At 70.5% G+C, this 14097-nt stretch carries 11 protein-coding genes, 1 tRNA gene and 1 pseudogene; 10 read left to right on the top strand and 3 right to left on the bottom strand.

Going from position 1 to position 14097, the window contains the following annotated elements:
• The first annotated feature begins 32 nt into the window (after positions 1 to 32).
• The 6 genes from ACWC0C_RS18195 to ACWC0C_RS18170 all read left to right on the top strand — a co-directional run bounded on the left by ACWC0C_RS18195 (position 33) and on the right by ACWC0C_RS18170 (position 7351).
• Positions 33 to 2252, top strand: coding sequence for a DEAD/DEAH box helicase (locus tag ACWC0C_RS18195; protein ID WP_450864841.1), 2220 nt, complete (start codon positions 33 to 35; stop codon positions 2250 to 2252).
• A 112-nt stretch (positions 2253 to 2364) separates the two neighbouring features.
• Positions 2365 to 3870, top strand: coding sequence for an amino acid permease (locus ACWC0C_RS18190; RefSeq protein WP_450864840.1), 1506 nt, complete (start codon positions 2365 to 2367; stop codon positions 3868 to 3870).
• Between the two features lie 100 nt (positions 3871 to 3970).
• Positions 3971 to 4043, top strand: a tRNA-Lys gene (locus ACWC0C_RS18185).
• A 491-nt stretch (positions 4044 to 4534) separates the two neighbouring features.
• Positions 4535 to 5476, top strand: coding sequence for an STAS domain-containing protein (locus tag ACWC0C_RS18180; protein WP_450864839.1), 942 nt, complete (start codon positions 4535 to 4537; stop codon positions 5474 to 5476).
• A gap of 163 nt (positions 5477 to 5639) precedes the next feature.
• Positions 5640 to 6080 carry a DUF5994 family protein gene (locus ACWC0C_RS18175; RefSeq protein WP_450864838.1) on the top strand — a complete coding sequence of 147 codons (441 nt, stop codon included), beginning with the start codon at positions 5640 to 5642 and terminating at the stop codon, positions 6078 to 6080.
• Positions 6081 to 6157: 77 nt separating this feature from the next.
• Complete coding sequence (locus ACWC0C_RS18170; RefSeq protein ID WP_450864929.1) at positions 6158 to 7351, top strand: PP2C family protein-serine/threonine phosphatase; 1194 nt, start codon at positions 6158 to 6160, stop codon at positions 7349 to 7351.
• Between the two features lie 24 nt (positions 7352 to 7375).
• Here ACWC0C_RS18170 and ACWC0C_RS18165 read toward each other — a convergent pair whose 3' ends face one another.
• Positions 7376 to 7858, bottom strand: a complete 483-nt coding sequence (locus ACWC0C_RS18165) for a DUF5994 family protein (RefSeq protein WP_150944920.1) — start codon at positions 7856 to 7858, stop codon at positions 7376 to 7378.
• Positions 7859 to 8102: 244 nt separating this feature from the next.
• Between ACWC0C_RS18165 and ACWC0C_RS18160 the strand changes: the two genes are divergently transcribed.
• Positions 8103 to 8387, top strand: a complete 285-nt coding sequence (locus tag ACWC0C_RS18160) for a hypothetical protein (protein ID WP_450864837.1) — start codon at positions 8103 to 8105, stop codon at positions 8385 to 8387.
• A gap of 40 nt (positions 8388 to 8427) precedes the next feature.
• Here the strand turns inward: ACWC0C_RS18160 and ACWC0C_RS18155 are convergent.
• A pseudogene (locus ACWC0C_RS18155) lies at positions 8428 to 10012 on the bottom strand (site-specific integrase).
• Positions 10009 to 10695, bottom strand: coding sequence for a helix-turn-helix domain-containing protein (locus ACWC0C_RS18150; protein ID WP_450864836.1), 687 nt, complete (start codon positions 10693 to 10695; stop codon positions 10009 to 10011). Before ACWC0C_RS18150 ends, ACWC0C_RS18155 begins: the two are co-directional and overlap by 4 nt.
• A 96-nt stretch (positions 10696 to 10791) precedes the next feature.
• Between ACWC0C_RS18150 and ACWC0C_RS18145 the strand changes: the two genes are divergently transcribed.
• From ACWC0C_RS18145 to ACWC0C_RS18135, 3 genes are all read left to right on the top strand, one after another.
• Complete coding sequence (locus ACWC0C_RS18145) at positions 10792 to 11031, top strand: hypothetical protein (protein ID WP_450864835.1); 240 nt, start codon at positions 10792 to 10794, stop codon at positions 11029 to 11031.
• Between the two features lie 263 nt (positions 11032 to 11294).
• A complete protein-coding gene (locus tag ACWC0C_RS18140) occupies positions 11295 to 12557 on the top strand; it encodes a DUF3631 domain-containing protein (protein WP_450864834.1) in 1263 nt (420 codons plus the stop codon).
• Positions 12558 to 13044: 487 nt separating this feature from the next.
• Complete coding sequence (locus ACWC0C_RS18135; protein WP_450864833.1) at positions 13045 to 13842, top strand: DUF2637 domain-containing protein; 798 nt, start codon at positions 13045 to 13047, stop codon at positions 13840 to 13842.
• Positions 13843 to 14097: the final 255 nt, after the last annotated feature.

Below are 14097 nucleotides of genomic sequence, written 5' to 3'. Positions count from 1 at the left end.
GCCGAAGAGACTCCGGAAGGTTTCGCATTCGCATGTCCGTGTCCAGCACTGACCAGTTCGTCGTGTCCGAAAACGAGTTCAACGATCTCAACGAGATCGACCGGCTCGACAAGGAACTCGCCGACGTGACGACTGAGGCCCCCGAGGCCGCTGACACCACCCCCCAGTCCCCCCAGATCACCTTCGCCGACCTCGGCCTCCCCGAGGGCATCGTGCGCAAGCTCGCACAGAACGGCGTGACGACCCCCTTCCCGATCCAGGCCGCGACCATCCCGGACGCCCTGGCCGGCAAGGACATCCTCGGCCGTGGCCGCACCGGCTCCGGCAAGACCCTCTCCTTCGGTCTGCCGACCCTGGCCCAGCTGGCCGGCGGCCGCACGCAGAAGCACAAGCCCCGCGCCGTCATCCTCACCCCGACCCGCGAGCTGGCCATGCAGGTCGCCGACGCCCTCCAGCCGTACGGCGACGTCCTCGGCCTGAAGATGAAGGTCGTCTGCGGCGGTACCTCCATGGGCAACCAGATCTACGCCCTGGAGCGCGGCGTCGACATCCTCGTCGCCACGCCCGGCCGCCTGCGCGACATCATCAACCGCGGCGCCTGCTCCCTGGAGGACGTGCAGATCGCCGTCCTGGACGAGGCCGACCAGATGTCCGACCTGGGCTTCCTGCCCGAGGTCACCGAGCTGCTCGACCAGGTCCCGGCGGGCGGCCAGCGCATGCTGTTCTCCGCCACGATGGAGAACGAGATCCAGACCCTCGTCGACCGGTACCTGAACAGCCCCGTCTCCCACGAGGTGGACGCGGCCCAGGGCGCCGTCACGACGATGTCCCACCACATCCTCATCGTGAAGCCCAAGGACAAGGCGCCGGTCACCGCCGCGATCGCCTCCCGCAAGGGCCGCACGATCATCTTCGTCCGCACCCAGCTGGGCGCCGACCGCGTCGCCGAGCAGCTGCGCGAGTCCGGCGTGAAGGCCGACGCGCTGCACGGCGGCATGACCCAGGGCGCCCGCACCCGCACGCTGGCCGACTTCAAGGACGGTTACGTCAACGTCCTGGTCGCGACCGACGTCGCCGCCCGCGGTATCCACGTCGACGGCATCGACCTGGTCCTGAACGTGGACCCGGCCGGCGACCACAAGGACTACCTGCACCGCGCGGGCCGCACCGCTCGCGCGGGCCGCACGGGCACGGTCGTGTCCCTGTCCCTCCCGCACCAGCGGCGCCAGATCTTCCGCCTGATGGAGGACGCCGGCGTCGACGCGGCCCGCCACATCATCCAGGGCGGCGCCGCCTTCGACCCGGAGGTCGCCGAGATCACCGGCGCCCGCTCCATGACCGAGGTCCAGGCCGAGTCCGCCGGCAACGCCGCCCAGCAGGCCGAGCGGGAGGTCGCCCAGCTCACCAAGCAGCTGGAGCGCGCCCAGCGCCGCGCGACCGAGCTGCGCGAGGAGGCCGACCGGCTGGTCGCCCGGGTCGCCCGCGAGCGCGGCGAGGACCCGGAGGCCGCGGTGGCCGAGGCGCAGGCGACGGCGTCGGAGGAACTCGCGACCGCTGCCGAGGAGTCGGTGGAGCGGGAGACCGAGCGCGAGGAGCGCCCGACGGCTCCGGCTCCGTACGAGCGCCGGGAGCGGCGCGGCTTCGACCGTGACCGTGGCGAGCGTGGTTTCGACCGTGACCGTGGCGAGCGCGGCTTCGAGCGCCGTGACGACCGCGGCGGCCGTGGTTTCGAGCGCCGTGACGACCGTGGTGCCCGTGGCTTCGACCGCCGTGAGGAGCGGGGTGGCTTCGAGCGCCGCGACGACCGCGGTGGCCGTGGCTTCGAGCGCCGTGACGACCGCCGTGACGACCGCCGTCCGTTCGACCGTGACCGCAACGACCGTGGTGGCCGTGGTTTCGAGCGCCGTGACGACCGTGGTGCCCGTGGTTTCGAGCGCCGTGACGACCGCCGTGACGACCGCCGTCCGTTCGACCGTGACCGCAACGAGCGCAACGAGCGCAACGACCGCAACGACCGCGGCGACCGTGGTGGCCGTGGCTTCGAGCGCCGTGACGACCGCGGCGGCTTCCGCCGGGACGAGCGCGGCGGCCACCGGGGCAGCGACCGTCCCTTCAACCGCGACCGCCGCGACGACCGCCCGGGCTTCCGCGCGGGTGGCCACGAGCGTCCCTACGGCCGCCGTGACGACCACCGCGGCAACGGCTCCTTCGGCCGCCGCGAGGACAAGCCGCGCTGGAAGCGCAACGGCTGACGCCGAGCGCTCCTGACAAGGGCCCGTACGAAATCTTCGTACGGGCCCTTGCGCTGTTTTTTGGCCACCTTGTGACGCATGTCACGACCCCGGCGAGGGAATTGCTGGGGGCATGACAGATGACGCGAGAGTCAGTGGGCTGTCGGACGAGGAACGGCTGGCCCAGCTCGGTTACACCCAGGTCCTGGCCCGCCGGATGTCGGCGTTCTCGAACTACGCCGTCTCCTTCACGATCATCTCGGTGCTGTCCGGCTGCCTCACCCTGTACCTCTTCGGCATGATCACCGGCGGCCCCGCGGTGATCACCTGGGGCTGGGTGGCGGTGGGCCTGATGACGCTGTTCGTCGGCCTGTCGATGGCCGAGATCTGCTCGGCCTACCCCACCTCCGCGGGCCTGTACTTCTGGGCGCACCGCCTCGCACCGGCCCGCTCGGCGGCGGCCTGGGCCTGGTTCACCGGCTGGTTCAACGTACTGGGCCAGGTCGCGGTGACCGCCGGCATCGACTTCGGCGCGGCCTCCTTCCTGGGCGCGTACCTGAACCTCCAGTTCGGCTTCGAGGTGACGCCCGGCCGCACGGTGGCGCTGTTCGCGGCGATCCTGATCCTCCACGGCCTGCTGAACACCTTCGGCGTCCGGATCGTCGCGTTCCTGAACAGCGTGAGCGTGTGGTGGCACGTCCTGGGCGTGGCGGTGATCGTCGGCGCGCTCGCCCTCGTCCCCGACCACCACCAGTCGGCGACGTTCGTGTTCACGAAGTTCGTGAACGGGACGGGCTGGGGCAGCGGCCCGTACGTGGTCCTCCTCGGCCTCCTGATGGCCCAGTACACCTTCACCGGCTACGACGCCTCCGCCCACATGACGGAGGAGACCCACGACGCGTCCACGGCGGGCCCGAAGGGCATCGTGCGCTCGATCTGGACGTCCTGGATCGCCGGCTTCGTGCTCCTGCTCGGCTTCACCTTCGCGATCCAGTCGTACGACAAGGAACTCGCGTCCCCGACGGGCGCGCCCCCGGCGCAGATCCTCCTGGACGCGCTGGGAGCGACCACCGGCAAGCTGCTGTTGCTGGTGGTGATCGGCGCGCAGCTCTTCTGCGGCATGGCGTCGGTGACGGCCAACAGCCGCATGATCTACGCCTTTTCACGCGACGGCGCGCTGCCCTTCTCCCGCGTCTGGCACACGGTCAGCCCGCGCACCCGCACCCCCGTGGCGGCGGTCTGGCTGGCCGCCCTGAGCGCCCTCGTGCTCGGCCTGCCCTACCTGATCAACTCGACCGCGTACGCGGCGGTGACCTCGATCGCCGTCATCGGCCTCTACATCGCATACGTCATCCCGACCCTCCTGCGGGTCCGCAGGGGCACCGCCTTCGAACGCGGGCCGTGGCACCTGGGCCGCTGGTCGGTCCCGATCGGCGTCGTCTCGGTGGCCTGGGTGGTCGTGATCACGATCCTCTTCATGCTCCCGCAGGTCTCCCCGGTGACCTGGAAGACCTTCAACTACGCCCCCGTCGCCGTCCTGGTCGTCCTCGGCTTCGCGGCGACCTGGTGGCTGGCCTCGGCCCGCCACTGGTTCCTCACCGGGGAGCGGACTTCGACCCCCAACCTGGTCGAAAAGTGACCATCCGGAGCCTCATCCCCCCTCCCGACGCGGCCGGGTCACCAATACCCGATCGGAGACACGGCCTCGTCCGGCTATGCTCGGACAGGCAACATCGCCTGGGCCCTTAGCTCAATTGGCAGAGCAGTGGACTTTTAATCCATTGGTTGTGGGTTCGAGTCCCACAGGGCCTACGGCTGGTAGGCGGGGGATATGGGCCCCTGACCTGCTACGCAGCGTCCGGGTCGGCGTCAGCTGGCTCGGACGCTGCTTCGTTTCCGGGCTCCCGCGTGAGCGATGCGTGAGCGGGAAGCGCGGCCACCTGCGGCGGTTCTGTGTGAGACCGCCCTCAGCGGATACCCGGCGGGCGTGAGGTACGGCAGTGTGCCCCACGAGTGGGCCGTCTGCCCCGGATGTCTCCATGAACCTCGGCAGGCGGTGCGCTCCTTACGGGCCTTACGGGTGAGCCCGTCCGGTGCTGCGGGTCGAGTCGGCCGGCGGCGTACGGTGGAGATACCGAGGGCATCACGCACTCCGGCCGTCCTGCCGGGTCGTCCTCGGCGAGAGACGAACCCCGGGCCGTCCGAGCGGCGGTGCGGAGACGGGTCGGCATCATGCCCGCCGCGATCACAACAACTCCGCGCCCTTGCCTGGTCGTTGCGTCTCGCTGCCGAAGGGCGGGGTGATGGCCGTGCAGCGCCTGGACATCCACCGGCGTGACCGGGGGGAGCGGGCCCTCGTCACGCTCGTCGGCGACATCTGGCCGGCCTCGGCGCCCCTGCTGCGGGCCGCGCTGGAGCAGTGCCTGCGCGACGGCATGACCGCCATCGACGTCGATCTCACCACGGTCGGCTCCTGTGACGCCAAGGGCCTGGACGTCTTCCTGACGGCGTCACGGCATGCCGGCCGCGTGCACGCCTCCCTGCACCTGCACCATCCGTGCGCGCAGATCACCCGGCTCCTCGCCTTCACCGGCTCCGCGCCCCTGCTCCGCGATCTGCTGGACACGTCCGCGGCGGGTCCGTCGGCCGGCGGGACGCAGACGTCCGGCGACCGCGCCGGTGCGCCGGTCGTCAAGGACGGGATCCGCCTGCGCAGGCTGACTCGCCGGCAGGTGGAGGGGATGAGCGAGGACATCGCCGACCTGGCCGTGGCCGGCCCCTTCATGCGGGACGACTTCCTGCGGCGGCTTGCCGTCAGCGCCCGACGGCCTGGCTTCGCGCTGCTGGTGGCCGAGACGACGGTGTTGGTGGGGTGCGTCTTCGGGTTTCCGGTGAGTCCCGTCAGCCGGTCCGAGCAGGGGTTGCAGGAGAGCGTCCAACGGCTCACCGGCTGTGCCCGGTTCCTGCTCCTCACTCAGGTCGTGGCGCACCAGCACCCACAGCGCCGCGACATCGGCCGCCGTCTGCAACAGCGTCTGCTGGCCGATGAGCGCACCGAGCTCGGAGTGGCCTTGCTGATTCCTGCCGACCGGGCCGGACAAGCCGCCTACGACTCGTGGGGCTGGCGGAACCACGGGGAGATGGTCGGGCTGCTCGGTCGGGGCGCTCCTTGCGTGCTGACCCTGTTCCGGGAGAGCGGATCTTCGCTGCCTGCGCCTCGGGCCGCCGTTCCAAGCCGGGCGTAGCCTTGAAGACACCGAGAGCATGTCGGGCGCATGATCAGGACAGCGCCGTTCCCGGCGAGTGGCGAACGAGGGCAGCTCCAGGCCGCCCGGACGGGATCGCACGATGGACTCCCCCACACCGCCCGCAGGAGACCGGCCGCCGAGTGACGCGCACACGTACAGGATGCCGCTTGCCCGGCTGAGGCTCACGCCGGAGGCCAGCCACGGCCCGCTGGACGGAGCGTGGTGGCCGCGTTGCGACGCCCTGGAACTGGAGCTGCCCGCGCTCGTGGGCTCGCTCGACCCCGGCCTTGGCACGGTCACCCGCGTCACGGTCGGCGCTGCGGCCTGGCCTGACGCGCCACTGACCGTGTCGGCGCCGGACCACGTGATCGAGGTCGTCCTGAGCGACGCCACCGCCGAGGAGCATGCCATCACCCTGGACTGCGGCACCCTGGGGCGCTGGGAGCTGCTGGTCGTCCCGCCCGACGAGCCGGCCGGAACCGCCGAACGCCTGTTGACCGCCGCCGCCGATCCGTGGAATCCGCTGTCGGCTCAGCGCACCTTGGCACATGTCGAGGACAGCTTCGGCCGGGAGGGCGCAGGGGAACAGCACGGCCCATGATGGAGTGATGGGACGGGTAGTCCTTTCGCCGGTCGACCCCGCCGCCGGTGTCCGTGTGGATCACGGTGGGTGAGCTGATGACGGCCGAACCGGGCACGGACCGCTCCGAGAGCTTCGGGGAAGCGCTTCTGGGGGCGGTTCTCGACCGGGCGCACGAGCTCCCGCCCCACCTCATCGGACCGCTGGTCGCCGACGTGGTGGAGCGGCTCGGCGGCCGCCATCCGCAGGTGCTGCTCCAGGACTACGGCCAGTTGCTGCTCGTACCTCTGCGCGGTGAGGGCCTCACGGGCGGGGATCCGCAGGACATCGACGCTTCCGTCGCGGGCTGGTGCTTTCTCGATGCCCAGCCCGTCGAGGTGCCCGAGGCCGACGGCGTACGGGTCCACCTGCCGCTGCTGGACGGCGGCGACCAGGTGGGCGTCATGGCCGTGACGCTGGACCGGGTCGATGACGACGACCGGCGGCTGCTGGCCAGGCTCTCCGGCCTGGTTGCCGACCTGCTGGTGACCAAGCACGGCTACTCCGACCTGTTCTCCTCCACCCGCCGCGGTGAGCCGATGAGCGTCGCCGCCGAGATCCAGTGGTCCCTGCTGCCGCCCCTGGCCATGATCATGCCGCAGGTCGCCGTGGCCGGGATCCTGGAGCCCGCCTATGACGTGGCGGGGGACAGCTTCGACTACGCGCTCAACGGTGACATCCTCCACGTGGCCATGATCGACGCGATGGGGCACGGCCTGGGAGCGGCCACTATGGCCACCGTGGCCATCGGCGCCTACCGTCACGCCCGCCGCCTCGGCACCGGCCTGTCGGAGATCTACGCCGCCATGGACGCAGCCGTGGCACACCAGTTCGGCCCGGACCATTTCGTCACCGCCCAGATGATGCGGCTGGACACGACCACGGGGCGGGTGCACTTGGTCAATGCGGGACACCCGCCACCGATACTCGTGCGCGATCACCGCGTCGCGCGTCGGCTGGTTGCCCCCACGACCCTCCCGGTCGGCATGGGCGGGCCGGCGCCGGAGGTCACCGAGCTGGGCTTGGAGCGCGGAGACCGCGTCCTCTGCTTCACCGACGGGCTGATCGAGGAGCACGCGGTTGGTGAAGAGCAGTTTGGGGAGGACCAGCTGATCGACTGGGTGAACCGGCTGGAGAGAACCGGCCGCGGAGTCCGGGCGGTCGCTCGCTCCCTGTCGCACACCCTCAAGCGGGCGCGGGGCGGACACACGACGGACGACGCGACGCTGCTCCTCGTGGAGTGGCGCGGCTGACCGCACCACCGGCTACGACAGGGGTCAGCCGGACGGCCTCTGCCCGCTTCCCGTGTCGATGAGGATCTGCTCCGCCTCGCTGACGTTGCCGGCCAGGACGGCCTGTGCCATCGCCGCGCGGGCGGCCTCGGGCGGCGTGTCCGGTGGGACCACCAGCAGCGAGAAGAGGTCCCGGTCGCCCCGGGTGATCAGGACCGTGTCGTCACCCACCGGGAAGGAGTCCACGTGTACTACGTGGTCGCCGACGACGATCCGGGTCGGCAGCCCCTCCCAGGCCGTGGCATCCAGCCCGACGCGGGTCAGGGGGCCCAGGTGCTCGGTGAGGGCGCTCAGCAGCGCGGGCAGCTCGGCACCGATGTCGCGCGACCGCGGCCACCACGCCCCGTCGAGGACGCCTTCGCGCGATGCCGTCGTCTCCAGCCGGAGCAGTGCACTCCCCGGCCGCACGGCATGGTGCACACCGCTCGGCAGGTGCCTGGAACCAGGGGATGTGTCGGAGCCGGTCATGGAGGACCACCTGTCCGGGATCCGGTGCGAACACGGGATCCGCCTCGCTTCTGACCACGCTACTCCCCATCACCGCGAGCATCGGCGTCGCCGGGAATCGCCGGGACGCCCGCATACAGCGAGGGGAAGCCGCATGAGGGGCTGCGCGGCGGGGCACCCGGGCGGCGGAGGCTGTGAGCGAGGCCGCAAGGCCGACTGCCTGTCGGCATCAGCAGCCTCGGATACCAGCCTGAGAGCGCCAGCCATGACGACACTCCGTGAACGCAAGACCTACCGCAAGGCCGTCCTCCGGCAACTCTACGGAGCCATGGAACGCAACCGACCTGAGGTCAGCGGGGCGGCACTGCGCGAGGCGCTCCGGCTGCCCGACAACGACCTGTCCGCAGCCTGCGCCTACCTGGCCGACGAGGGCCTGATCACCGTCGAGTGGACGTCGCACAAGACGCCCGCCACCGTCTCACTGTCCCATGAGGGCATCCGTTACATGGAGGAGGAAGAGGAGTGGGGTGATCCCAGGCCGAGTGAGTGACGCGGCTCCACGCCCGGTCGCTGCTTTTCGGGCCGGGACTTCAATCCCCGTGTGATGCCTGGGCGGATGTGCCGGTGGCCTGCGGATCGAACGCTGCCGGGGCGGACGGTTCGGCGGCTGCCGGACGAGACCGCGGGATCAGCTTCGCTGCCTTCTCAGCGATTTCGCGGTCGAGCTCCGGGAGCAGGCTCGTGTACGTGTCCGAGGTCAGCGTGATGGTGGAATGCCGGAGGGTCTCCTTCACCGTGTGGATGTCGCCGCCGCCTCCATGCGTGAGCGTCGCGGCCACGTGGCGCAGGTCCCGCAGGGTGATGGGGGGGCAGGTCGGTCGTGGCGAGGATACGGCGGAAGGTCTCCGACACCGTCTCGGGGTGGAGCCAGGAGCCGTCCTCCTTCGTGAAGACCTTGCCCGTGTCCTGCCAGGCGCCGCCCCAGTCCGCACGCTCCTTGTCCTGGCGGGCCTTGTGGTCGCGCAGCACGGCGATGTTCATGCTGTCGAGCGCGATCGTGTTCGCGCTGCCGTCTGTCTTCGGCTCGGACTCGTAGAGGTCCCAGCCGTCCACCACGATCTCCTTGGCCGGAGTGATGAGGCCGGCGCCGAGATCGATCTCGTGCCAGTCCTGGCCGACCGCCTCGCCGCGACGGAGGCCGCGGGTGCCCATCAGGTGGAAGATCGCGTACAGCCGGTCACCCTCGGCGGCGTCCAGGAAGGCGCCGAACTGCTGCGGGGTCCAGACCATGACCGCGCCGGGGATCTCGCCCGTCTCGCGCCAGCGTCGGACCCGCTCCTCGGTCCAGAGGAGGGGCTTGGGGCGCCTGCCGGACTCCAGCTCGACGTAGGAGGCCGGGTTGAAGATGATCAGCTGTTGGGCGATCGCGGAATTCAGCGCCGCGCGCAGGGTGCGGCGGATCGCCTGCCGGGTGGCCGGGCCGGTGATCTTTCGGAACGGCTTCATCTCCGCCAGCTTGGCCCGCTCGGCCGCGAGCAGCTTTCGCTCGGCCCCTACGGGTCGCCCGGGTTTGCTCGGCTTGCAGCGGGCGATCTGCTCGCGGCGGGCCTCGTTCTCGGCCGCGATCACCTCGTTCTCGTCGGCGATCGCGTCGAACATCTCCACCAGGTGGCCGACGTTGAGCCGGCCGAGGCGCACGTGGCCGATGCGCGGCTTCAGGTGGACGCGGATGTGGGAGGCGTAACCGTTCAGCGTGGTCTTGCGGCGCTTCTTCGCGGCGAACCACTGGTCGAGCCACTCGCCGACGGTGAGGCTGCCACGGAGGGCCAGGCCCGCACGCAGACGGCGTTGGGTCTCCTCGATGGCCGGCAGTGGGGCCTTCTCGGCCGCGACCTCCGCCAGCATGGCGGCGAGGCGCTGGAGGCTGTCGGGGTCGTCCTTGTCCGCGAGGGCCAGCAGGGAGCGGACGTGGTCGAGTTCCGACTGGGCGTCCTTGAGGGACTCGTAGCCGGCGCGGCTGAAGGAGCGACGGGTGCCGTCCTCGCGGGGCGGCAGCTCCTGGCGTATGGAGTAGTAACCGTGCTTGCGGCTCCTGCGCTTCGGGCAGGAGGAGCCGAGTTCCTTGCCGGTCTTCGGGTCGCGGCAGGAGCAGCGGCGGTAGGTGGAGCCCTTCAAAGGCGTTCCTCCGGGGTGGCCTCGGTATCGGGTTCGGGCGGATCGACATCGCCCAGTGCTGGTGGCAGATGGGGTGGGGTGGCCCCCTCCTCGCGGAGGTCGCGGCGGAGGTATCGAAGCCTGTACTTGGCCGAGACGGCCTGATCGGCGTACTTGGCCTGCTGGCGCTCGGCTTCTTCCTTCTCGGCGCGGCTGGTGGCCGTCTTGGCCGCGAACCGGGCCTGTTCTTCCTCTTCGAGCGCGGCGAGAGCGGTACGGACGAGGCTGGCGTGAAGTTCGAAGTCGGGGACCAGGCCCGCGTCGTAGCCGGGCACCTCCTCCTCACCGGTGAAGCGGCGCAGGGCGTCCCAGGTGGGCACGAGGTGCTGGAAGGGGAGTTCCTGGGTCTTTTCGACGTAGCCGACCGGGAAGATCAGGCAGACCGGGTACGTCTCCAGGGCGGCGGCCAGGACCATCACGTCCACGAGGGGAAGGTTGGCCCGGCGGCCGGACTCCATGTTGGCGATCACGTTGCGCGGGATGGGGTGCCCGAGCTGTTCGCACCGGTCCGCCAGGTCCTGTGCGCTCCACCCCATTTCCTTCCTTCTGCGCCGGACTTCGCCGGCGACGTTGGCCTTGATCCGGTCCGCCCACTCAGGGACGTCGTCCTCGTCACTTCCATCATCAAAACCGCCTTGTGTCATGAAGACACATTAGCTTGGCCATCCTGGTTCGTAGACGCCTGGAGCCGGATGTGATGACCACGTTCGCCGAGGGCTGCATGGAAAGGGGCGCTCTGCATGCGCAACGACGCGATGGCCGGAGGCTCGAAGGGCTCGAAGGGGATGAGCCGGGAGGAGGTACTCGCCCTTCCCGTGGCGGTTGACCTGGACACGAGCAATCGAGCGCTGGGGCTCGGCCGGAGCAAGGGCTATGAGTTGGCGAAGCGGGGCGCCTACCCGTGCAAGGTGCTGCGCCTGGGCAACGCCTACCGGGTGGTGACCGCGGATCTGCTGGAGTTGCTGGGTCTGGCGGCGTGAAGGGGTGGCAGCGTAGCAGGCGGTTCTGCGCTGGGCTGACACAGAAACGCTGGACTGTTGCAGGGGGTGGACGTACTGTCCGTGTTCCCTCGGGGAACCGAGCGAGTGTCCCGACTCGGGACACAGTGCGTGTTCAGTCTCTGAACGCAGCGAGCCTCCGGCGCGGCAACGCCGGAGGCTCGGGAATCCCCGTCGCCCGAATCCAACGAACGATCCGCGCCGCTGGGCCTGCATGCCCGGCGGCACAGAAGAGGAGCCACCTGGTGCAACCTGAGAACCCCGCGCCCTATTCCGCCCCCGTACCTGCTGCTTGGCCGTCGGTCGGGGTGCCAGGCAAGCCCGACCCCGTCGAATCCGTGCCCACTGCGCTGGTCGAGGCGTCCGAGGCTCCGGCTCCGGCTCCGGCGCCGGAGCCGACAGTCGGCTCGGCGCTGCTGGACGAACTGCGTGAGCAGATAGCGAAGTTCGTGATCCTGCCCTCGCCGGAGGCGCTGGATGCGGTGACGCTGTGGGTGGCGGCGACGCATCTGCAGTCGGCCTGGCAGCACGCGCCGCGTCTGGCGGTGGTGGGGCCGGCGAAGCGGTGCGGTAAGTCGCGGCTGCTGGACGTGCTTACCGAGACGGTCCACGAGCCGATGCTCACCATCAACACCACACCGGCTGCGGTGTTCCGGTCGATCACCGAGGAGCCGCCCACGCTCCTGGTGGACGAGGCGGACACCATCTTCGGCACGCCGAAGATGGCGGAGAAGAACGAGGAGATGCGTGGTCTGCTCAACGCCGGCCATCAACGCAACCGCTACGTCACGCGAGTGGTCGGCAACGACCACACCCCGCACCGGTTTGCTACCTTCGCCATGGCCGCCCTCGCCGGGATCGGTGACCTGCCCGACACGATCATGGACCGGTCGGTGGTCATCCGTATGCGCCGCCGGGCGGAGGGCGAGCGCGTCAAGCCCTTTCGCTCCCGCCGCGACACTCCGGCTCTGCACGACGTACGCGACCGGATCGCCGCCTGGGCCCGCCCGCTGCTGGACGAGGCGGCGGACCTGGAGCCGGAGATGCCGGTGGAGGACCGGGCCGCCGACACCTGGGAGCCACTGGTCATCGTCGCCGACCTCGCCGCCGGGCCTTGGCCCCGTCGCGCCCGCGAGGCGTGCGCGCGGATGGTCACCTCCGAGGTCGAAGTCGAGGAGGAGCAGCCCGGTGGAGCACGGATCCTCGCCGACATCCGCCGGATCTTCTTCGCCCAACGGGAGGTCGACAGCCTCTCCACGGAGGAGCTGCTGCACCATCTGCTGCAGAACACCGAGAGCCCGTGGGCGGAATGGGGGCGCCACGGGCTGACGTCCCGCAATCTGTCGGACATGCTGCGGCCGTTCGACATCAGGCCAGGCAACGTCCGCCTCGCCGACGGAACCCAGCGCAAGGGCTACATGCGCAACAAGTTCCTCGACGCCTGGCGGCGCTACTGCCCCACTGTCCACCCAGTGGACAGCGAGCCTGTCGCCCCCGCCGCAGACTGAGCCCCGCCCCCCGGTGGGCGTCCCTGCCGTCCCTGCCGTGATCCCGCAGGTCAAACGGCATGCAGGCAAGACGGCAACCGGGGACAAGACGGCAGCTCGATCATCGTGATCGCTGCCGCGGGGAGACGCCGCCCGGATCCGTCTTGTGCCGTCCCACGCGTCCTCGCCGTATCACCGCAGGTCGCAGCGCCGCCGGTCGGGACGGCACAACGTAGCAGTGCCGTCCCGACCGGCAGGGGACACGTCGAGACGCCGTCGGCCGGCTGCCCGCGGCCAGGCCGCGCCCGCGCACGCCGGAAGAGCCCGAACGCCGCCGGTACGGCACCTCAACGCCCTTGCCGTACCGGCCCTGACCTGCGCTTGCAACGGCCAAGACGGCAAGACGGATCACACCGCTAAACCCCAGGAGCACTTCGCTTGACCCTCCCCACTCTCACAACGACGCCCACTCGTCGGGGGCACCGCCCCGACACAAGGACGGCTGTCGATGACCAATCAGGACATCGAGCGGTACACGCTCGGTGCGGCCGGAGTCGTCATCGTCGCCCTCACCATCAGCGGATTCTGGCTGTCGTACGCGCACCTCGCCGAGGTCGCCGGACAGCACGGGCTGCGCAGTTCTCCCGCCCGCCGCTGGGCCTGGCCGGCGACCTTGGATGCGTTCATCGTCGCGGGCGAACTGCTTATGCTCCGCGCGGGCCTGCGCAGGGTGACCGACAGGTGGGCGATCGCCCTGACGGCCGCCGGATCGGTCGGCTCCATCGCGCTCAACGTGGCCGGAGTCAACGGCACCGGCAGCGCGGGCACCGTGCCGCTGCTCGACTACGTGGTCGCCGCGGTCCCCCCGACCGCCGCTCTGCTGGCCTTCGGTGTCCTGATGCGGCAGATCCACCAACTCGTCGACCAGCCTGCGGGCCGTCCGGAACCCGCGCCGGTCCAGGCGCCGGGACCACCGGTCACCGCACTCGTCACGCTCGCCGAAGCACCGGCCGAGCCCGCCCAGTCCGTGCCGCCGACCGCCGTGCCCGTACAGCCGACGGAACCGCCTTCCGAGGTTGCGGAGAGCAGGCCGCGCGGTGGCCGTCCACCCGGCGCCACGCTTGAAGAACTCGTGGAGATCGGCCGGAGCGCCCTCGCCGAACACGGCACGCTCACCCGATCACTACTCCGAAAGGCCGTCAAGGCCAACGGGCTGACGATCAGCAGCGAGCGGCAGACCGACGTGATGACCACCCTCCGGTCCGAAATCGAAGCCGCCGCCGAGACCGGTCCGGACAGCGGCTGACCGGAACTCCTGCGGGGTGACCGGAACCCTCTCCGGTCACCCCGGCCAGTCGGTCGCCGCCTCACTCGCCGCCCGCTTATCCACATCTGTGGACGACGCGGTGACAGCCCCCACTCCGCCGCCCCCTCCTGCGGACTGCCCGCCTTCCCCGCTTCTCCTGGAGCACCGCCCGTGACGCACGACCCGCACCGCCCCACAGACACTCACGACGTGCCGACGCCGCTGACGAAGTCCCCTACGCTGATGAACCGTCTC

It is taken from the genome of Streptomyces sp. NPDC001709 (genome assembly GCF_053596375.1).
Note: the sequence above shows the minus strand (reverse complement) of the source record. Positions and strands in the feature narration are given on the sequence as shown.